This is a genomic window from Pseudomonas sp. TNT3 (assembly GCF_010095445.2).
Taxonomy (GTDB): Bacteria; Pseudomonadota; Gammaproteobacteria; order Pseudomonadales; family Pseudomonadaceae; genus Aquipseudomonas.
Window position 1 is genome coordinate 19488 of sequence record NZ_WFGV02000018.1, and the last position, 21436, is coordinate 40923.

General features: G+C 60.9%; 17 protein-coding genes. 15 read left to right on the forward strand and 2 right to left on the reverse strand.

Annotated features, from left to right (window positions below; all coding sequences use genetic code 11):
• Positions 1-98 precede the first annotated feature (98 nt).
• The 7 genes from GBC55_RS13045 (at position 99) to GBC55_RS13075 (ending at position 8338) form a co-directional block, all read left to right on the forward strand.
• On the forward strand, positions 99-689 hold the full coding sequence (locus GBC55_RS13045; protein WP_162437858.1) for an NAD(P)H-dependent oxidoreductase: 591 nt from the start codon (positions 99-101) through the stop codon (positions 687-689).
• A 135-nt stretch (positions 690-824) separates the two neighbouring features.
• Positions 825-1736 (forward strand): LysR family transcriptional regulator, encoded by a 912-nt coding sequence (locus GBC55_RS13050; protein WP_162437859.1) that lies wholly within the window; start codon positions 825-827, stop codon positions 1734-1736.
• Between the two features lie 103 nt (positions 1737-1839).
• Positions 1840-2733 carry an NAD-dependent epimerase/dehydratase family protein gene (locus GBC55_RS13055; protein WP_162437860.1) on the forward strand — a complete coding sequence of 298 codons (894 nt, stop codon included), beginning with the start codon at positions 1840-1842 and terminating at the stop codon, positions 2731-2733.
• Between the two features lie 222 nt (positions 2734-2955).
• On the forward strand, positions 2956-4401 hold the full coding sequence (locus tag GBC55_RS13060) for a SulP family inorganic anion transporter (protein WP_162437861.1): 1446 nt from the start codon (positions 2956-2958) through the stop codon (positions 4399-4401).
• A gap of 252 nt (positions 4402-4653) precedes the next feature.
• Complete coding sequence (locus tag GBC55_RS13065) at positions 4654-6003, forward strand: gluconate:H+ symporter (RefSeq protein WP_162437862.1); 1350 nt, start codon at positions 4654-4656, stop codon at positions 6001-6003.
• A 15-nt stretch (positions 6004-6018) separates the two neighbouring features.
• A complete protein-coding gene (locus GBC55_RS13070; RefSeq protein WP_162437863.1) occupies positions 6019-6879 on the forward strand; it encodes a MurR/RpiR family transcriptional regulator in 861 nt (286 codons plus the stop codon).
• A 1-nt stretch (position 6880) separates the two neighbouring features.
• Positions 6881-8338 carry a D-aminoacylase gene (locus tag GBC55_RS13075; RefSeq protein WP_162437864.1) on the forward strand — a complete coding sequence of 486 codons (1458 nt, stop codon included), beginning with the start codon at positions 6881-6883 and terminating at the stop codon, positions 8336-8338.
• Between the two features lie 123 nt (positions 8339-8461).
• Here GBC55_RS13075 and GBC55_RS13080 read toward each other — a convergent pair whose 3' ends face one another.
• A complete protein-coding gene (locus tag GBC55_RS13080) occupies positions 8462-8797 on the reverse strand; it encodes a DUF6124 family protein (protein WP_162437865.1) in 336 nt (111 codons plus the stop codon).
• 505 nt (positions 8798-9302) lie between these two features.
• On the reverse strand, positions 9303-10331 hold the full coding sequence (locus GBC55_RS13085; RefSeq protein ID WP_162437866.1) for an AraC family transcriptional regulator: 1029 nt from the start codon (positions 10329-10331) through the stop codon (positions 9303-9305).
• Positions 10332-10540: 209 nt separating this feature from the next.
• On the opposite strand from GBC55_RS13085, the gene GBC55_RS13090 reads away from it, so the two are divergent.
• The 8 genes from GBC55_RS13090 (at position 10541) to GBC55_RS13125 (ending at position 21353) form a co-directional block, all read left to right on the forward strand.
• On the forward strand, positions 10541-12136 hold the full coding sequence (locus GBC55_RS13090) for an FAD-binding oxidoreductase (protein ID WP_162437867.1): 1596 nt from the start codon (positions 10541-10543) through the stop codon (positions 12134-12136).
• 4 nt (positions 12137-12140) lie between these two features.
• The gene (locus GBC55_RS13095) at positions 12141-13745 is read left to right on the forward strand and encodes a glycerol-3-phosphate dehydrogenase/oxidase (protein WP_162437868.1); all 1605 of its coding nucleotides are present in this window, start codon (positions 12141-12143) and stop codon (positions 13743-13745) included.
• Between the two features lie 248 nt (positions 13746-13993).
• On the forward strand, positions 13994-15562 hold the full coding sequence (locus tag GBC55_RS13100; RefSeq protein ID WP_162437869.1) for an FGGY-family carbohydrate kinase: 1569 nt from the start codon (positions 13994-13996) through the stop codon (positions 15560-15562).
• 318 nt (positions 15563-15880) lie between these two features.
• Positions 15881-17170: a phospholipase gene (locus GBC55_RS13105; RefSeq protein WP_162437870.1), complete on the forward strand. Its 1290-nt coding sequence runs from the start codon at positions 15881-15883 to the stop codon at positions 17168-17170.
• A gap of 55 nt (positions 17171-17225) precedes the next feature.
• Positions 17226-19184, forward strand: a complete 1959-nt coding sequence (locus GBC55_RS13110) for a DUF1302 domain-containing protein (protein WP_162437871.1) — start codon at positions 17226-17228, stop codon at positions 19182-19184.
• 41 nt (positions 19185-19225) lie between these two features.
• Positions 19226-20599 (forward strand): DUF1329 domain-containing protein, encoded by a 1374-nt coding sequence (locus tag GBC55_RS13115; protein WP_162437872.1) that lies wholly within the window; start codon positions 19226-19228, stop codon positions 20597-20599.
• Positions 20600-20691: 92 nt separating this feature from the next.
• Positions 20692-20937, forward strand: coding sequence for a plasmid stabilization protein (locus GBC55_RS13120; protein WP_162437873.1), 246 nt, complete (start codon positions 20692-20694; stop codon positions 20935-20937).
• Positions 20934-21353, forward strand: a complete 420-nt coding sequence (locus GBC55_RS13125) for a type II toxin-antitoxin system VapC family toxin (protein ID WP_162437874.1) — start codon at positions 20934-20936, stop codon at positions 21351-21353. The genes GBC55_RS13120 and GBC55_RS13125 overlap by 4 nt, the downstream gene beginning before the upstream one ends.
• The last annotated feature ends 83 nt before the right edge of the window (positions 21354-21436 follow it).

The following is a 21436-nucleotide window of genomic DNA, read 5'->3' on the forward strand; positions in this document are numbered from 1 at the left end:
GTACAGGTCAAATGAGTTTTGCGAATTCAGCGGTTACTCCGCGCGAGGCCGGTCGATATTCTGCCGCCATCGAATTCCAGACCTTATGAGAACTCCCCATGAAAAAAGTCCTGTTGCTCAATGGCGGTAAAAAATTTGCTCACTCCGATGGCCTCTACAACACCACCCTGCATGAAGCCGCACTGAGCGTGCTGGACCGCGGCGGCATCGACGTCAAAGCCACTTACATCGATGAGGGGTACGACGTCGCCGAAGAGGTCGCTAAATTCCTTTGGGCCGACGTGATCATTTACCAGATGCCAGGCTGGTGGATGGGCGCTCCGTGGACCGTCAAGAAATACATCGACGAAGTGTTCACCGAAGGCCATGGCAGCCTTTATGCCAGCGACGGTCGTACCCGTTCAGATGCCTCGCAGAAATACGGCAGCGGCGGCCTGGTGCACGGCAAGCAATACCTGTTGTCGCTGACCTGGAACGCGCCGCAGCAAGCGTTCGACGACCCGACCGACTTCTTTGAAGCCAAGGGTGTGGACGCGGTGTATTTCCCGTTCCATAAAGCCAACGAGTTCCTCGGCATGACCCGCCTGCCGACGTTCCTCTGCGTTGACGTGATGAAACGCCCCAACATCGAGGCCGATGTGGCGCGTTATGAACAGCATCTGGCCGAGGTGTTTGGCCTGTCAGCCTAAGTGTTTCAGGCTACTATCGGTCGCAACGATTGAAGAGATCGCAGCCTGCGGCAGTTCCTACAGAGTGATCATTTCCCTGTAGGAGCTGCCGCAGGCTGCGATTTTGGCGATAAGTGCAACGCTGAGAGGACACACGTGAAAGCCAGATCCGATGAACTGCAGATTTTCGTCTGCGTGATTGAATGCGGGTCGATTTCCGCTGCCGCCGAGCAGGTCGGGCAGACGCCCTCTGCCGTCAGCCGCACACTGTCGCGGCTGGAGGCCAAGCTCGACACCACCTTGATCAACCGCACCACGCGGCGCATGGACCTGACGGAGGAGGGCAAGTACTTCTTCGAGCATGCCAAGCGCATTCTCGATCAGATGGACGAACTCGAAGAACGGCTGACCTCCCGCCAACAAACGCCGTCCGGGCGTCTGCGCATCAACGCCGCGTCGCCCTTCATGCTGCACGCGATCGTGCCGTACATCGACGAATTCCGCCGCCTCTACCCGGACATCCAGCTTGAGCTCAACAGCAATGACCTGATCATCGACCTGCTCGAACAAAGCACCGATATCGCCATTCGCATCGGCACCCTGGCCGACTCGACGCTGCACGCCCGCTCCCTGGGTTGCAGCCCGCTGCACATCGTCGCCAGCCCGGCTTATCTGGAACAGCACGGCGCGCCCTTGGCGGTTGCGGACCTGACCGAACATAACCTGCTGGGCTTCACCCAGAACGAAGGTTTGAACCAATGGCCGTTGCGCTACGTGCATGGTGACCGCTGGCCGATCCAGGCCTCGATCAGCGCCTCCAGCGGCGAGACGATCCGCCAGCTGGCACTGGAAGGTCAGGGCATCGCCTGCCTGTCGCACTTCATGACCATCGAGGATATTCGCGCCGGTCGCCTGCATGTGCTGCTGGCGGATTTCAACAGCGGCTATCGCCAGCCGATCAACGCCGTGTACTACCGCAACTCGCAACTGGCCCTGCGGATTCAGTGCTTCCTCGACTTCATCCAGGGGAAACTGGCCGCGTACGCACTTGCAGATTTCAACGGCTGATTCGTGATCCCTGCGCAAGAGTGATTTGGGCTGCACCGTCTGTTTCCAGGGGGCCAGGTCCTCAATACTGGACACATCACTTATTCACGCAGGGAGTTTCTCCATGAACGTATTCGTTACCGGCGCTGCAGGTTTTATCGGCGGTTCTATCGCTACCGGTCTGGTCCGGGCTGGTCATACCGTCACGGGGCTGGTTCGCAGCACTGAACAAGCCAATGAGTTGAAGGCGCTGGGGATCACTCCGGTCATCGGGACGCTTGATGACAGCGCACTGCTGACCGAGCAAGCCCAGGCGGCCGACGCCGTCATCAATGCCGCCAGTAGCGACCATCGCGGCGCAGTGCAAGCCTTGCTCGACGCGCTGCGCGGTTCCAACAAAGTGTTCCTGCACACCAGCGGTTCGAGCATCGTCGGCGATGCGTCGGGCGGCAAATCCAGCGACGTCATTTACTTCGAAGACAACCTGCCGGAGCCTACCGTCGACAAGGCGGCGCGCGTGGCCATCGACAACCTGATCCTCGCGGCAGCGAAAGACGGCGTGAACTCGGCCGTGATCTGCAACACCCTGATCTACGGCCACAGCCTGGGCGTCAATCGTGACAGCGTGCAATTGCCGCGCTTGCTGAAACAGGCGCGTAAAAGCGGTGTGGTGCGTCACGTCGGCAGCGGTCAGAACATCTGGTCCAACGTACACATCGAAGACGTGGTGGCCCTTTATTTGCTGGCGCTGACCAACAACGTTCCGGGTACGTTCTATTTCGTCGAAAGTGGTGAAGCGTCGTTCATCGACATGACCACGGCGATGGCCGAAGCGTTGAAACTGGGCGCGCCGCAAGACTGGCCGCTCAAGGACGCCGAAGCCGAATGGGGCTATGAAATGGCCAACTATGGCCTGGGCTCCAACAGCCGTGTGCGCGGCAAACATGCGCGCGAATTGCTGGGCTGGGTACCGAAACGCACGTCGGTGGTTGAATGGATTCGTGACGAAATGGTGTGAGTGCGCTGTAGACCGCGTCATCGTTCATCGCTAGCAAGCTAGCTCCCACAGGGGGCTTTGTTGAACACAAAATCTGTGTTCGGCAGAGATCAAATGTGGGAGCCAGCCTGCTGGCGATGGCATTTTCAGCCTCCCCGCAACTGGCCGAATTGCCCCCAATTCCGTAACATCCCCACCCTCGTTTCCGGCCACGTCCTGCGGCCCGTACAGTCTGGGTAACCCATGAAACCACAACATCTGCGCGCCGATGTCCTGGCCGGACTCACGACCTCGTTCGCCTTGCTGCCTGAATGCATCGCCTTCGCGCTGGTAGCTCATCTCAACCCATTGATGGGCCTGTATGGCGCGTTCATCATCTGCACCCTGACCGCACTGTTCGGCGGCCGGCCGGGCATGGTCTCCGGAGCCGCCGGATCGATGGCGGTGGTCATCGTCGCGCTGGTGGTGCAACACGGCGTGCAGTACTTGCTGGCGACCGTGCTGCTGGGTGGGCTGATCATGCTGGCCTTCGGTCTGCTCAAGCTGGGCAAGCTGGTGCGCATGGTGCCGCACCCGGTCATGCTCGGCTTCGTCAACGGCCTGGCGATCATCATTGCCTTGGCGCAGCTGGAGCATTTCAAGAACGGTGAAGCCTGGCTGAGTGGCGCGCCGCTGTACCTGATGACCGGCCTGGTGGCTGCGACGATGGCGATCGTCTACCTGCTGCCGCGTCTGACCCGCAGCGTGCCGCCCGCGCTGGTGGCGATTCTGGGCGTGGGGCTTGCGGTTTATCTGCTGGGCCTGCCGACCCGCACCCTCGGCGACATGGCCCACATTGCCGGCGGCTTGCCGACCTTCGCGCTGCCGGACATTCCCTGGAATCTCGAGACCCTGCGCATCATCGCCCCTTACGCCCTATTGATGGCCATGGTGGGGCTGCTGGAAACCCTGCTGACACTGAATCTCACCGATGAAATCACCGAGAGCCGTGGCTACCCGGATCGCGAATGCGTGGCGCTGGGTGCGGCCAATATGGTCTCCGGGCTGTTCGGCGGCATGGGCGGTTGCGCAATGATCGGGCAGACCGTGATCAACCTCAGTTCCGGCGGACGTGGGCGGTTGTCCGGGGTCGTGGCCGGCGTACTAATTCTGTTGTTCATTCTGTTTTTGTCGCCGCTGATCGAGCGTATTCCGCTGGCCGCGCTGGTGGGCGTGATGTTTGTGGTGTCGCAGCAAACATTTGCCTGGGCGTCGTTGCGGGTGCTGAACAAAGTGCCGCTGAACGACGTGCTGGTCATCATCGCCGTGACGGTCATTACGGTGTTCACCGACCTTGCCACCGCCGTGCTCTGCGGCATTGTCATCGCAGCACTCAACTTCGCCTGGCAGCAGGCCCGCGAGTTGTACGCCGACGCGCACATCGAGGCCGACGGCAGCAAGCTTTACCACCTGCACGGCACCCTGTTCTTCGCCTCGACCACGCCCTTTCTCAATCAGTTCGATCCCGCCAATGACCCGGCCGTGGTGACGATCGATTGCCGTCACCTGAGATTCGTCGACTACTCGGCGATCGCCGCACTGAAAACCCTGCGGGAACGCTACGCCAAGGCCGGCAAACACCTGCGCGTGTTTCACCTCTCGGAACGCTGCAAGCAAATGCTCAAGCGCGAAGGCGCCGAACTCACCTGACGCGGCTGCCACACACCCTGTGGGAGCCGAGCTTGCTCGCGATGAACATTACGCGGTGAACCTGCAAAGCCCGGCTGGGAGAAACGATGAAAATACGCGCCGCGTATTTTCATTACCTGCGACGCCGCATGCCTCTAAACGACAATCCATATCCCTGAACGAAAATAACTTTCATACGGTTTGAAAATCACGTCTCGAAATGATTTAAGAGTTTCACAACCCATTCGACGTGACCCTTTCGAGGAGTACCGCATGACACCGTCCTTCGGCTATTGGCTGCTGGTTTACGCCGCCATCGCCATCATCGCGCTGATCGTTCTGATCGCCCGTTACCGTCTTAATCCCTTCATCGTAATCACCTTGGTGTCTATCGGCCTGGCCTTGCTGGCCGGGATGCCACCTTCCGGTGTGGTCGGCGCTTACGAGGCCGGCGTCGGTAAAACCCTGGGGCACATTGCGCTGGTGGTCGCGCTGGGCACCATGCTCGGCAAAATGATGGCCGAGTCCGGCGGCGCCGAGCAGATGGCGCGCACGCTGATTGATCGATTTGGCGAGAAAAACGCGCACTGGGCGATGGTCTGCATTGCGTTCCTGGTCGGACTGCCGCTGTTTTTCGAGGTCGGTTTTGTCTTGCTGGTGCCGATCGCCTTTACCGTAGCGCGGCGTGTGGGCGTGTCGATCCTGATGGTCGGCTTGCCGATGGTTGCCGGCTTGTCCGTGGTGCACGCCCTGGTGCCACCGCACCCGGCCGCCATGTTGGCGGTACAGGCTTATCAGGCGTCCGTGGGGCAGACCTTGCTCTATGCGATTCTCATCGGTATTCCGACGGCGATTATCGCCGGTCCCCTGTACGCCAAATTCATTGTGCCGCGCATTCAACTGCCGGCGGATAATCCGCTGGAGCGCCAGTTCCTCGACCGCGAACCGCGGGACCGTCTGCCGGGTTTCGGCATCACCATGGCGACCATTTTGTTGCCGGTGGTCCTGATGCTGATCGGCGGCTGGGCGAACCTGATTTCAACGCCAGGCAGCGGCTTGAACCAGTTTCTGCTGTTCATCGGCAACTCGGTGATCGCCCTGCTGCTGGCGACCGTATTGAGTTTCTGGACCTTGGGCATCGCTCAGGGCTTCAGCCGCGAATCGATCCTCAAATTCACCAACGAATGCCTGGCACCCACCGCCAGCATCACCCTGCTGGTCGGCGCCGGTGGTGGCCTTAACCGGATTCTGGTGGACGCGGGCGTCACCGACCAGATCGTCGGCCTGGCCCAGGAGTTTCATCTGTCGCCACTGCTCATGGGCTGGTTGTTTGCAGCGCTGATGCGCATTGCCACGGGGTCGGCGACGGTGGCCATGACCACCGCTTCGGGCATCGTTGCCCCGGTGGCCATTGGTCTGGGATATCCCCATCCGGAGTTGTTGGTGCTGGCGACGGGCGCGGGGTCGGTTATCTTTTCCCACGTGAACGACGGCGGCTTCTGGTTGATCAAGGAATACTTCAACATGACCGTCGCCCAGACCTTCAAGACCTGGACCGTGCTCGAGACCATCATCTCGGTGGTTGCTTTCGGTCTGACCGTGGGTCTTTCCTACCTGCTTTAACCGGAGTCGCCCGCCATGGACATCCTCTACCACATCCGAGCCCGTCAGGATTCCTTCAGCGCTGGCGAAGGACGCATCGCCCGGCTGATGCTCGATGACGTAGGGTTTGCCGCGTCCGCCAGCCTCGATGAACTGGCGCAACGCGCCGAAGTGAGCACCGCGACGCTGTCTCGTTTTGCCCGCACGGTGGGCTGTCGCGACCTGCGTGATTTGCGCCTGCAACTGGCCCAGGCCAGCGGCGTCGGCAGCCGTTTTCTCGACCCGGCGGGCACGCCTGAACAGTCGGCGTTCTACGGGCAAATCGTCGGCGACATCGAGTCGACGCTGCGCCAACATTTGTCGGCGTTCGACGAGTCGCGCTTCGCTGATGCGGTCAAGTTGCTCGGCCAGGCGCGGATGATTCACGCCTTCGGCATGGGCGGCTGTTCGACCTTGTGCTGTGACGAGTTGCAAGTTCGCCTGGTGCGTTTCGGTTACCCGATCGCGGCGTGCCACGACCCGGTGATGATGCGCGTCACCGCCGCCAGCCTGGGTGCGGAACATACGGTTATCGCCTGCTCCCTGACCGGCATCACCCCCGAACTACTCGAGGCCATTGAACTGGCGCGCAACTACGGCGCGCGGATTCTTGCCATCACCCGGGCCGACTCGCCGCTGGCGCAATTGGCCGATGTGCTGATACCGCTGCAAGGCGTTGAAACTTCATTCATCTACAAACCCACCGCAGCGCGCTACGGCATGTTGCTCGCCATCGACGTGCTCGCCACCGAGGTGGCACTGGCCAATCCTGAAGACAATCAAGAGCGTCTGCGGCGGATCAAACTCGCCCTGGACGATTACCGCGGCGGCGATGACCATTTGCCGCTGGGAGACTGACATGAAGTACGACACGCTGATTCGCAACGCCCTGATCATCGACGGCAGCAACAGCCCTGGCTACACCGCCGACGTAGCGATTCTGAACGGGCGCATCGAGCGCATCGGTGACTTGCAACACGACTCGGCCAACGAAGAAATCGACGCGGCAGGTCGGGTGTTGGCGCCAGGATTCATCGACGTGCACACCCACGATGACACCGTGGTCATCCGCCAGCCGCAGATGCTGCCAAAACTCAGCCAGGGCGTGACCACGGTGATCGTCGGCAACTGCGGGATCAGCGCCTCGCCAGTGAGTTTGCGCGGCGATCCGCCCGATCCGATGAACCTGCTCGGCACCGCATCAGCGTTTGTTTACCCGACATTTCGCGATTACCGAGCCGCCGTCGAAGCGGCGCAAACCACGCTGAACGTCGCCGCGCTGGTCGGCCACACCGCGTTGCGCAGCAACCACCTCGACGACCTGTTCCGCACCGCCACGCCGGATGAAATCAGCGCCATGCGCGAACAGCTGCGTGAAAGTCTGCAAGCCGGTGCCCTGGGTTTGTCCACCGGTCTGGCCTACGCCAGCGCCTTCTCGGCCTCCACCGATGAAGTGATGCAACTGACTGAAGAACTGACCGCCTTCGGTGCCGTCTACACCACCCATTTGCGCAGCGAATTCGAACCGGTGCTGGACGCCATGGACGAGGCCTTCCAGATCGGCCGTCATGCAAAAACGCCCGTGATCATCTCCCACCTAAAATGCGCTGGCGCCGGCAACTGGGGACGCAGTCCGCAACTGTTGGCAGCGCTTGAAGAGGCGGCGAAGACTCACCCGGTGGGCTGCGATTGTTATCCCTATGCGGCCAGCTCTTCGACCCTGGACCTCAAGCAAGTCACCGACGCCCATCGCATCACCATCACCTGGTCGACGCCGCATCCGGAGCTGGGTGGTCGCGACCTGATGGACATCGCTGCCGACTGGGGTGTGCCACTGCTGGACGCCGCCCGCAAGTTGCAACCGGCGGGTGCGGTGTACTACGGAATGGACGAGGCCGATGTGCGCAGAATCCTCGCGCATCCGCTGTCGATGGTGGGCTCTGACGGATTGCCGGAAGACCCGTTTCCGCATCCGCGTTTGTGGGGCGCTTTTCCACGGGTGCTCGGGCATTTCAGTCGCGACGTCGGATTGTTCCCACTGCACACTGCGGTGCACAAAATGACCGGGCTGTCCGCCGCACGATTCGGCTTGAAGGAGCGGGGTGAAATCCTTGAAGGCTATTGGGCGGATCTGGTGTTGTTTGATCCTTTGACCGTTCGCGATGTCGCGGATTTCAACGATCCGCAACGCGCGGCGCAAGGGATTGACGGGGTGTGGGTCAACGGTGTGTTGAGCTATCACGACGGCCAGGCGAATGGCCGTAGGGAAGGGCGGTTCTTGGCGCGGGAAGGAGACCTGCGGGTGGGTTTTAAATAAGCGCAGTGGAGTCAAAAGATCGCAGCGTGCCGCAGCTCCTACATTGACCGGGTCCAGCCGGTTGTCCACGATCCCCGTAGGAGCTGCGGCACGCTGCGATCTTTTGATCTTCTACTTACACTGTCATGCCGGCGATTCGAGGCGATCCAGCACCCGATTCACCGCCAGCTCGCCCAGCATGATGACTTGCGCAATTCCCAACAGCGCATTACGCGACGTCCCCTCCAGATGATCCACCAGATCAGTGGCCATGACATTGGCCGACGCCAGCGACTCGCAGGCATAGGCCAGCAGGGTTTCGGTATCGGCCTCGGGATTGACCGTAAAGAGGGAGCAGAGTTTGTGTGGGGTGGCTTTGATGTCGGCGAACGAGGGTGTGTTGTTTGGAGTATCTGAGACGGGTTCGTCTGATGGTGCTGCCGGATCTGCGTCTGGCGGATTGGGGGTAACTTTGACCATGGGATCTTTCCTTTAGTAGGCCGTAACCGTCTCGCGACTAAACGAAAGGGAGGCGGCTGTGCGCAAGTTAGTCGACCGGTAAAGAACCCAAATCCGGCGCATCCGAAGACGCCTCGCGCACAGCCACCATCAAGTGCAGGTAGATGCCTGACTGATGACACGTGTGCAACCGTTGGGAACTATCCGGGCGACTAAACCCGATCACTGAAAATCAGTGACCCGAACCAAGTTACCGACCCGCCCCAAGGCGCACAAGCCGGCGGATTCTGGCGTACCTGTAGGTATCCGCGCAAGAAACTGTAGCTTTCAAGACGTGAAGCTGACACCGATTAAACAAGCCCCGCGCGCTCCAGAACACACATGCCCAACTGTGAGCGCGAGCCTGCTGGCGATGAGGCCCGAACAGCCAACTCAATCAATCAGGCAAGCCACATAATGCTGACCCACACCCGGATTCATCCTACGTATCAAACGGAAAATTCCTGCCGTCCGCTGCTTGAAAGTTTCAGTCATCAACCGCCACCCGATGAGTCTGCCGAAATTCCCCCGGCGGTATCCCGCGACGGCTCTTGAACGTGCGATGAAATGAGCGCGGTTCGGTAAACCCCAAGTACTGGGCAATGTCCTGAATCGGCAGGGCGCTATTGAGCAGGTAGTGCTCGGCCAGCTCCTGGCGCAAATCATCGAGGATCTGCTGGTACGACGTGCCCGCCTGATGCAGCTGGCGTTGCAGCGTGCGAACTGACACGGCGAACTGTTCAGCAACCTGTTCTTTGCGTGGCAGCCCTTCCTTGAGCAACTGGCGCAGGATGCTTTTGACGCGTTGCTCCAGCGACGCGTCTTCCAGCGTGGCCATCAACCCCTGCGCATGTTCTTCCAGGGTGCGCAGCAATTGCGCATCGGCCTGGCGCAATGGCAGCTGTAAATAGGGCAACGGCACAATCAGCGCCGAATAGGGCTGCTCGAACAACACGGGGCAGTCGAAGAATTCCTCGTACTGCGCCAGCGTTGTGTCGTGGGGCTGTGAATGTTCAAGCCAGACAGCAGCCGGAGACAGCTGGGTATCGGCAATCCAGCGCGCATATTGCAGCCACGAACCGAGGACATTCTCCACCAGGTGCCGGCGGATTCGCGGGCGTTGATGGCGGCACGTCCAGATCAGGTGCACGTGTGGGTCTTGCACTTCGGCGCGGCTGACGCCCATGTCCCCCACCAGTTTCTCGAACGGCATGATGCGGCTCATGGCGTCGCCCAATGTCGCGCAATTCATGGTGATGTAGCCCAGCACGCTCCAGGAGTTGGGCAATACAAAACGCGCTGCATTGAGGCCGAACAGCGGGTCATTCGAGTGTTCACAGAAATAATCGAGCAACCGTTCATGGACCTCGCCCGGCAATCGCAGGCTGTTGTCGCTCAACTGGTGCGACTGCAACCCGGCGGCCGTCAGCGCAGGCTCAATGGCAACGCCCAGCTGCTCGGCGTAGCGCAGGTACTTGAGCAACGGGGGAACTGAAGTGAAGCCGAGGGATTGCATGATCGTGTTCCTTTGATCAAGGCCCGCTTGCGCGGATGAATGCCCTGAAAGGTAGTTTGAAACCACAGCTAAAGTAAATGACTTAAACCGGCGCGGGTTTGACTCAATTGGCTACTCGAACTGGCCGGATACGACCGTGACACTTTCCAGCGGCTGGCTAGTATGGGGGCCTGAAAGATCACTGATAAAAACGATAAAAGGACACACGCATGCGACGCTGGAACGGCTGGGGAGATGCAACCACGGTGGTCGAGCTGCCGGCTCAGGGCGCGGGATTTCTCGCCGAGCGAGTGGGTGCCGGTCGTGCATTGCCCGATGCAACGCTTGAGGCAGCACTGGCCAGGGTGCCGGTCTCGCGATTGGCGGCGCACGGGCTCTACAGCGTCGAACCGCATGATCGCCTGCTGCATGCCCGAGGCCAGAGCCTGCCGGACTGGCTGGCGTTGCGCGAAGGAGCACCGGGGATTTATCCCGACGCCGTGGCGTTCCCTGAAAGTGCCGAACAGATCCGCCAGTTGCTGACACTCGCCGAGACCCGGGACCTGTGCCTGATTCCTTATGGCGGGGGCACGTCGGTGGCCGGGCACATCAACCCTCCGAGCTCCACGCGGCCCGTGGTTACGGTGTCCCTGGCCCGCATGAATCGCCTGACCGACCTTGATGAGCAGAGCTTGCTGGCCACCTTCGGTCCCGGCGCCACTGGCCCGCAAGTGGAAAGTCAGCTACGTGCCCGTGGTTATACCCTGGGGCATTTTCCGCAGTCGTGGGAGCTGTCGACATTAGGCGGTTGGGTCGCCAGCCGCTCCAGCGGCCAGCAATCGCTGCGCTATGGGCGAATCGAGCAACTCTTTGCCGGTGGCACCCTGGAAACGTTTTCCGGCCCCCTGGAGATCGCGACGTTCCCGGCCTCGGCTGCCGGTCCCGACATGCGCGAAGTGGTGCTGGGCAGTGAAGGTCGCTTCGGGATCATTTCCGAGGTCAAGGTGCGGGTCAGTGCGCTGCCCGCCGATGAGCGTTTCTACGGGGTGTTTTTGCCCGACTGGCCGCAGGCGCTGCAGGCGATCCGGCAGTTGGCTCAGGCGCGCGTTCCGCTGTCGATGCTGCGCCTGTCCAATGCCGTGGAGACCGAAACCCAGCTGGCACTGGCCGGTCACCCACAGCAAATTGCCTGGCTGGAAAAATATTTGGCTCTGCGAGGCGCCGCTGCAGGCAAATGCCTGCTGACGTTCGGCGTGACCGGCAATCGGCGGCAAAATGCGCTGTCCCTCACTCAGGCCCGGCAGCACCTGAAAGCCTTCGGCGGGGTGTTCACGGGCACCTTGCTGGGCAAGAAGTGGGCGCAAAACCGTTTTCGTTTCCCGTACCTGCGCGAGAACCTGTGGAACGCCGGCTATGTGGTGGACACCCTGGAAACCGCTACCGACTGGAGCAATGTCGACAACCTGCTGAACCGTATCGAAACCAGCCTGCGCGATGCCCTGGCCGCTGAAGGCGAGCGTGTGCATGTGTTCACTCACCTGTCCCATGTCTACGGCGAAGGTTCGAGCATCTACACCACTTACGTGTTTCGCCCGGCGGCGGATTACCCGGCCACGCTCGCACGTTGGCAGGCGCTCAAACAGGCGGCCAGCCAGACGATCGTCGACAACCACGGCACCATCAGTCACCAGCATGGCGTGGGCAAGGACCACGCGCCGTATTTGCTGCGGGAGAAGGGTTTTCTGGCGATGGACACGTTGCAGGCCCTGAGCCGGCATTTCGATCCGGCCGGGCGGTTGAACCCTGGCACGCTGTTGCAGGAGTGACGGCATGAGCCATGACTGGAATGCCGCGTGGCGACAGCGCGTGCTGCCGACACTGGGGGATGAAACCTGGGACCTGATCGTCATCGGCGGTGGCATCAGCGGCGCCGGCATCCTGCGCGAGGCCGCACGCCGTGGCTGGCGTTGCCTGCTGCTGGAACAGCGCGATTTCGCCTGGGGCACTTCCAGCCGTTCTTCGAAAATGGTCCACGGCGGCTTGCGTTATATCGCCAAGGGGCAGTGGCGCCTGACCCGTGACTCGGTCCATGAACGCCAGCGCTTGCTCGACGAAGCGCCAGGACTGGTGGAGCCCATGAGTTTCATGATGCCGCATTACCGTGGCGGCTTTCCCGGGCCACGGGTGATGGGCGGTTTGTTGACCGTCTACGACGCGCTGGCCGGGCGACGTGACCATCGTTTTCACACTGCGCAACAGCTGCGTTATCTAGCACCGGGTGTGAGGGAAGATGGCCTGTTGGGCGGCACCTGTTTCGTCGATGCCCTCACCGATGACGCGCGTTTGGTGATGCGTGTCCTGAGCGAGGCCCGGGCCGATGGCGCTACGGTGATTAACGGCCTGCGGGTGCAGCAGGTTGTACGTGAGGAAGGGCGGGTGTGCGGGGTTCAGGTCGAGGATTGTGAAGGCGGCGGATCGATGCAGCTGCGTTGTCGCGTCTTGGCTGTGGCGACGGGCGCCTGGGCCGAACGTCTTCGCCCATCCGACGTCCCTCGCCAGTTGCGTCCGTTGCGCGGCAGCCATGTGTTGCTGCCGGGCTGGCGCTTGCCGGTGGCTCAGGCGTTTACCTTTTTGCACGACAGCGACCGTCGCCCCGTGTTTGTTTTTCCTTGGGAAGGCGCCACGGTGGTGGGCACCACGGACCTGGACCATCACGAAGACCTGGACCAGAGCGCGAGCATCAGCGCTGAGGAACTCGACTACCTGCTGGCCGCCTGCACACAACAGTTTCCACAGGCCCAAGTGATCGCCACCGATGTGCTGTCGACCTGGTCGGGCGTGCGCCCGGTGGTGGGCAGCGCCGCAGGTGAGCGCCAAGGCAAACCCTCGAATGAAACCCGCGAGCATGTGCTGTGGCAGGAGCCCGGTTGCGTGACGCTGGCCGGTGGCAAGTTGACGACCTTTCGCCCGCAGGCCATCGAAGTGCTCAAGGCGTGCGCGTTGATGCTCGAACGACCTTTCGAGGATGACGGCGCACCGGTGTTCGCCGCCGTCCCTGATCTGTTGATTCCGGGGCTCAGTGGCAGCCAGTGGCGACGCCTGGCCGGGCGTCATGGTCGTGACCTGCCGAGGCTTGCGCGACTCATCGAAGCGTTGGGTCATGACACCGTTGGCGCGACGGACACCTTGTGGGCTGAACTGGCCTTTGCCTGTGACACAGAGATGATTTTGCACCTGGATGACCTGCTGTTGCGTCGTACCCGCCTGGGCCTTTTGCTGGCCCGAGGCGGCGAAGATTTCATGCCCGCCATTCGCCACCTCTGCCAGCCCCGGTTGGGCTGGGACGATGAGCGATGGCATCAGGAGGAACAGCGTTACCAGACGTTGTGGCAACGCCATCACGGCCTGCCCGGCAGCCCGTGGTTGGACGGGTAGGAGCATTGCGCCGGTTGAATCTATGTCACCTGTAGCAGCTGAGGAGCGAAGCGAGGCTGCGTTCGAGGACAACGTCCTCGCCATCCATAATTTGGCGACTGCTTCGCAGCCGAACGCAGCCTCGCTTCGCTCCTCAGCTGCTACAGGTGCCAGGTCTGTCAGGCGAGTCAGACAAGTGAGTTGCAACAGCACCTACGCATCAAGCATTTCAGGAACGTGCGTCACCCATGCCCATTGAAGAGAGCTCCATGGATAACCACTCGAACAAGCGTTACCTGCTGGCCATCGACAATGGAACCCAAAGCGTGCGCGCGTTGCTGTTCGATCTTCAGGGCAATCTGCTGGGCAAAGGCAAGGTCGAGCTGCAAGCCTATTACTCCACGCAACCCGGCTGGGCTGAACAGGACCCGGATTATTACTGGGCGAAATTGGGGGAGGCGTGCCAGCAGGTGTGGGCGCAAACCGGGATCGATCGCACACAGATTGCCGGCGTATCCCTGACCACCCAGCGCGGCACGCTGATCAACGTCGACTCCGAGGGCAAAGCGTTGCGCCCGGCCATCCTGTGGCTCGACCAACGTCAGACCGAGGTCGAAGGCGGCATCAAAGGCCCTTGGGGCTGGTTGTTTAAATTGGTCGGCGCCCAAGCCACTGTGGATTATTTTCGCGCCCAGGCCGAGGCTAACTGGATTGCTCGCCACCAGCCTGATGTGTGGGCAGCGACCGACAAATTCCTGCTGCTCTCGGGGTTTCTCACCCATCGATTGTGCGGACGCTTTGTCGATTCGGTGGGCTGCTGCGTGGGCTATCTGCCTTTCGACTTCAAGCGCTTGCGCTGGGCCGCGCCCTCCGACTGGAAATGGCAGGCGCTGGCCGTGCGCCCCGAGCAATTGCCTAAACTGCTCAAACCGGGTGAGACCCTGGGCTACATCAGTGCCGAAGCGAGCCGTCACACCGGCATTCCCGAAGGACTGCCCTTGATTGCCGCCGGTGCCGACAAGGCGTGTGAGGTGTTGGGGGCCGGCGTGGTCGACACCAGCACGGTCTGCCTGTCCTACGGCACCACAGCCACGATCACCAGCACCCGGTCGCGCTATCTGGAAATCGTCCCGCTGATTCCTCCTTACCCGGCGGCGGTGCCGGATCAATACAACTGCGAGGTGATGATCTATCGCGGCTACTGGATGGTCAGTTGGTTCAAGAACGAATTTGGCCTGCGGGAAATGCAGCAGGCCAAAGAGCAGGGCGTGGAACCGGAGCAACTGTTCGATGCCCTGGTGAACGCCGTGCCGCCGGGTTCCATGGGCCTGATGCTGCAACCCTACTGGTCACCGGGCATCCGCGAGCCGGGTGTGGAAGCCAAAGGCGCGATGATCGGCTTCGGCGACGTGCATACCCGCGCGCACATTTATCGGGCGATTCTCGAAGGCCTGGCGTATGCCTTGCGTCAGGGCATGGAGAACATCGAGAAGCGCTCGAAAACTCCCATCAAGTGTTTGCGGATTGCCGGTGGCGGTTCGCAAAGCGATGCGGCCATGCAACTCACGGCAGACATTTTCGGCCTGCCGGCGGAACGTCCGCATGTCTACGAAGCGTCCGGTCTTGGCGCCGCGATTTGCTGCGCCGTCGGCCTTGGCCTGCACGCCGATTTCCCTTCGGCGATCGCCGCGATGACCCGGGTCGGCGCGGTCTTCATGCCTCAGCCCGAAGCGCATCAGACCTACGAACGCCTGTACAAGGACGTGTATTTGCGCATGTACCGTCAGCTTAAACCCCTGTACCAGAGCATCCGGGAAATCACCGGCTATCCCGCCTGAAGTACCTGCCTGCACGCATCACCGAATACTGTGGGAGCCCATGTGGCGAGGGAGCTTGCTCCCGCTGGGTCGCGAAGCGGCCCCAAAAGCTTCGCGTCTGCTCCGCAGCCGAGCGGGAGTAAACTCCCTCGCCACATGGGCTTGCTTCCACAGGTGATCTGATTGTTTCCATGCATCATCGCCTTCGAAGGAAAGGTGGTTTTTTGCGCCACAGGGCGTGGCGCTATCGGAGAGGTTTTTTGGCGAGATTGGACAGTGTCAGGGGTGGGGGCGGTTGTTAGGCTCAACCCACTGCACATCCAATAAGAATTAAAAGCGATGAAGCTGACATTTTTCCTGCTACTGCTGTGTGGAACGGCTCCGGCGGCTTGGGGTTGGTCCAATCACACCGTGGGCAGCTACCTGGCCTTGCAAGACCTGCCCGCTTTGCGCGAAGCACCCCAGGTGGACGTCGAAACCCTGGAACAGTTTCTCGCTCAGCAATATGGCGCGGTAGCCGAGTTGCTGGAAGAACAGGAGCGCTTCGCCCGTCAGCACTTCGCTCAATACCCGGCACGCCCCGACAGCCTCAAGCTGCCCGCCGTGCCAGGGGACCATCTGCAACAGGCATTCCTCAACGCCATGCGCATCAACCCGAAGATTCATCTGGCTATGGTTATCCAGCCGATGCCGGGCAAGGATTTGCCAGAACGCGAACACTTGAAAGCCGAGCAGGTGATGGTCGAGCAGACCCTCTCGCCCTGGAATCGCCAGCGTTTTATCCGCGTGGCACACGGCGAAAAAGTATCGGCCCTGGAGGTGCTCGCCAGCGCCGCCGATGAGCCGGATTACGGTCACGACATCAACCTGTTCAGTGATAACCCCGGTGAGGTCGCCGGGCGGTATGGCTTCGGCCCACAGCCTTTCGGTGATCCGCGTTTTCAATACAGTTCTCAGGCGCCCTTCCACATGGGCTTTTTCCATGAGAACCCGGTGGTGTACGCCGCCGCCGATTTCCTGCAGCGCAGCTGGCCGGACTGGCGTGCCTACCAGTACATGGGCCTGGCGCGCCTGGCGTTCGCCACGGGTCATCCGTATTGGGGTTATCGCTTTCTCGGCTGGGGCCTGCACCACATTCAGGACCTGACCCAGCCGTATCACGCCAAACCGCTGCCAGGCGTAGAGCTCGCCAGCATGCTGTTGATGGAAGGCAAAGCCCTGGCGGGTTTTGACAGCGACAAACACGCGGCCATCGAGCGCGTCGCCACCCGCCATATGGAAGTGGAAAAGTATCAGTCCGCCTGGCTCCGTCGTTTGCTGCGGGCCGGTCAGGCACACCCGATGCTGGAGGCCTACGTCAATCTCACAGAGGACGCCAGTTACCCGCCTTACTCGGTGGATTACTTGCGCGAGGTGGTCAGCGCACAGTCCGCTGAACAGTCCGCTGCGTTTGATGAGGCCATTGGGCAGTGGCTGGAAACAGCGCCGGTCACCACCGATTTCAGCGCCGGCAATCAGGTCCAGCGCGAAGACTACAACCATCCGGCTCTCAATCAGCAGCTGTTCAGGTTACTCGGGCATTTCGGTGCGCACAGCCGGATTTACGTCAGCGCGGGACTGGTGCCGTAGTCGTTGCGGCGTCGCTGTCCAGGCAAACAAAAACAAGATCAGGGAAGGGAGAAAGATGATGAGGACTCGACTGCGCCTGTCCGGCGCGGCAATACCCGGCGTGGGCCTGGCAGGACTGCTGCAACTGTGCGCGGTCGAAGGAGTGCAGGCGGTGGAGTTCAGCGTGCTGGACCAGCAGGTCACCGGCTCGTTCGACAGTACCTTGTCTTACGGGCGCTTGTGGCGGGTGCAGGGGCGGGACAAGACCAATGATGACGTCAACACCAACGACGGCAATCGCAACTTCGATACCGGGCTGGTTTCCGAGGTGTACAAGATCACGTCGGAGCTGGAAGCCAACTACCAGAACTACGGGTTGTTCATGCGTGGCACGGCGTTTTACGACACCCAGCTGATGGACAAGCGCAACGATTATTACCGCAACAACAGCCCTTCGCAGCCGAGCCAGAGTTACCCGCAGGACAACCATTTCACCGACCAGACCCGCGACATCGCCGGTAACCGGATTGAGATGCTCGACGCCTACCTCTATGGCAATTGGGACGTAGCGTCGATGCCGGTCACGGCGCGGGTCGGGCGCCAGGTGTTCAACTGGGGCGAGGGCATTTTCTACCGCGGCGGGATCAACACGACGAACCCGGTGGACGCCGCCAAGTACCGCTTGCCGGGCGCCGAGGTCAAGGAAGTGCTGATACCGGTGGAAGCGCTCAGCTTCAATATCGGCCTGACCGATTCCCTGACGGTGGAAAGTTTTTACCAGACCAACTGGAAGGAGACCCGCATCGATCCGGTCGGCACGTTCTATTCCCAGACCGACTTGTTCGCCGATGGCGGCAACACCGCTTACAACAACTTCACCGGCACCGCACTGGACACACCGGTACCGGGCTTCGGCAATGTGATCGATCTGTACACCGCGCTGGGCAACAACCCATTGCTTAACCAGGCCCTGAGCACGACTGGCCTGTACGCCAACGGCGTGACCCCGTCCTTCGGCAACACCCTCAAAGTCGCCTCGGTGGGCAAGGACTACAACGCCCGTAACGACGGCCAGTTCGGCTTTGCCTTTCGCTACATCGCGGAAGCACTCAACAGCACCGAGTTCGGTCTGTACATGGTCAATTACCACGCCAAGGAACCGACCATCTCCGCCGATCTGGGCGGTTATCAGGGGATCGACATGGCCGCCCTGACCAACCTGTTGTCCGGTGTCGCCGGCAGTCAGGCCGGGCAACTCGCCAACGGTCTGGCGACGGCGGATGTGCTGGGCAATATTCAGGCGCATCGCCGCTATGCCGAAGACATTCGCATGTATGGCTTCAGCTTCAACACCACGGTGGGTCAGGCGTCGGTGTTCGGTGAAGTGGCTTATCGGCCGAACCTGCCTATCGGTGTCGCGGCAACCAATGACCTGATCGGCGACCTGGCCAATGGCGCTGCTGCAGCGGCTGGTGGGCAGACCATCAACATTGGCGGGCAGATGGTCACGCTCGACAGCCAGATCAACAACGCGGAGCGGGTCGAGGCGTTCAACACCTCCCTGGGCACCATCTACAACTTCGGCCCGGGCTTGTCGTTCGACTCGATGTTCGGTGTGTTCGAACTGGCGTCCGAGCACCTGCGCGGCAGCAGCCTGCATTACACCGCGTATGACGGCAGCACTCGTTACTACGCGGGCACCGGTAACTATTCCTACGTGTCCGGCGGTGATCGTGGCGATCAGGTCAACCGCGATTCCTACAGCTATACCGCGATGGTCAACGGCACCTGGAACGATGTGTACGCCGGGGTCAACGTCTCTCCGTATGTCGTCTACAAGGACGACTTCAAGGGCAACAGTTATCAGGCGGGCAACACCATCGAGGGGCGCAAGGCTTACACCCTCGGGATCAAGGCCAACTACCAGAACAAGCTGGAAGCCGAGCTGCAGTACACCGAGTTCTACGGCGGTGGCCAGAACAACGGTATTCGCGACCGAGACAACGTCGGCTTCAACCTCAAGTACTTCCTGTAACGGCTGCACGCTCCCACAGGTTTCCATTTCGGAGAACGTTCATGTTTCCTACGTCACGACTGATTAAAACCACACTGTCACTGGTCCTGAGTCTGGCGGCCGGCAGCGCGCTGGCGGCGATTACGCCCCAGGAAGCGCAGCAACTGAAAACCACGCTGACCCCGCTGGGCGCCGAACGCGTGGGCAACGCGGCCGGCACCATTCCGGCGTGGGAGGGTGGCATTACCCAGGCGCCCAAGGGTTATACGCCTGGCAAGCATCACCTTGATCCGTATGCGGCAGACAAGCCGTTGTTCACGATCACCAAGGCCAACCTGGAGCAATACAAAGCCCATCTCAGCGCCGGCCAGATTGCGCTGTTCAACAGTTACCCCGACACCTTCCAGATGCCGATCTACCCCTCTCGCCGTTCGGGCTCGGCGCCGCAGTGGCTGTACGACAACACGTTCAAGAACGCTACGTCGGCGAAGCTGCTCGACGGCGGCACCGGTTTTGCCGATGCCTATGGCGGCGTGCCGTTTCCGGTGCCCAAGGATGGGGTTGAAGCACTGTGGAACCACATCACCCGCTATCGCGGCATCTACGTGGTCCGCCGCGCGTCCGAAGCACCGGTGCAGCGCAATGGCAGCTTCGCGTTGGTGACCTCGCAGCAGGAAGCGCTGTTCAACTACTACCGTCCGGGCGGGCAATTTGCGGACCTGAAAAACATCCTCTTTTACTACCTGGCTTTCGTTAAGAGCCCGGCCCGTCTTGCCGGTGGTGCGGCGCTGATCCACGAGACTCTTGACCAGCTCAAGGACCCGCGTCAGGCCTGGATCTACGACGCCGGCCAACGCCGGGTGCGCCGTGCGCCGAACCTCGCGTATGACACACCGATCGCCTCGTCCGACGGCCTGCGTACCGCCGACGATACCGACCTGTTCAACGGCTCGCCGGATCGCTACGACTGGAAGCTCAAGGGCAAGCAAGAGATCTACATTCCCTACAACAGTTACAAGGTCGGCAGTCCTGATGTGAAATACGCGGAATTGCTGACACCCGGCCATCTCAACCCGAAATACACCCGTTACGAGCTGCATCGGGTCTGGGTGGTCGAAGGCACGCTCAAGCCCGGCTCGCGGCACATTTATTCCAAGCGTGTGTTGTTTCTGGACGAAGACAGCTGGGGCGCTGCCCTGGTGGATCAATACGACGGACGAGGGGAGTTGTGGCGGGTGTCGATGGGTTACCTGAAAAACTTCTACGACCTGCCGACCACCTGGAGTGCACTGGACGTGTTCCACGACTTGCAGGCGCGCCGCTACTACGTGCAGAACCTGGATAACGAAGAACCCGCCACCGTGGATTTCGCCCAGCCGATTCCGGAGGACGCGTATTTCATGCCGTCGGCGTTGCGCCAGCGCGGGACTCGCTAAAAGCAGACTGGCCGTTCGGGAGATTGCCCGATATTGGCAAGAGAGGCTGTGCTAGCCTGCAATCAATGATTTCATTGATTGCAGGAGGCGTTATGGCCAGCATCACCATTCGAAACCTTGATGAGGCGCTCAAGGAGCAATTGCGTATCACGGCGGCGCATAACGGACATTCCATGGAAGAAGAGGCTCGCCTGATTCTTGGCCGGGCCTTGGCAACTGTTGATCGCTCCGGTGGACTTGGAAGCCGGATCCACAACAGATTCAGCGCTGTCGGTGGATTGGACCTCGAGCTGCCAGAGCGATCAGAAAAGGCTGCTGCGGTGGACTTCTCTGAATGATAGTGCTCGATACCAATGTTCTATCTGAGTTCATGCGCGTTGAACCCGATGCAAAGGTTCTGGATTGGGTCGATGCGCAACCGACGCTGGAACTGGCGATCAGCGCCATCACAGTGGCTGAGATTCTTCACGGCATCGCGCGTCTGCCGTCCGGCAAGCGCAAACAGAAGCTTGAGTCTCATGCGATGGCAATGTTTGAAGAGGACTTCGCGGGAAGGATATTGCCGTTTGATGCTCATGCTGCCGTCGAATACGCGACGCTGGCCGCAGGCGCCGAAGCAAAGCGTCGAACGGCGGCCATGGCTGATGCGCAAATTGCCGCCATTTGCCTGAGTCATGGCGCTTCGATTGCCACGCGTAATGTGCGGGACTTCGAGTTTTCCGGAGTCGAAGTGATCAATCCGTGGGATGCATGAAGGTTAATGCCGTCCGTTTAAACGCACTCACACGCAGCGCCGCTTCGACATGTGATTTGTGAGTGAACGCGATCCCTGTAGGA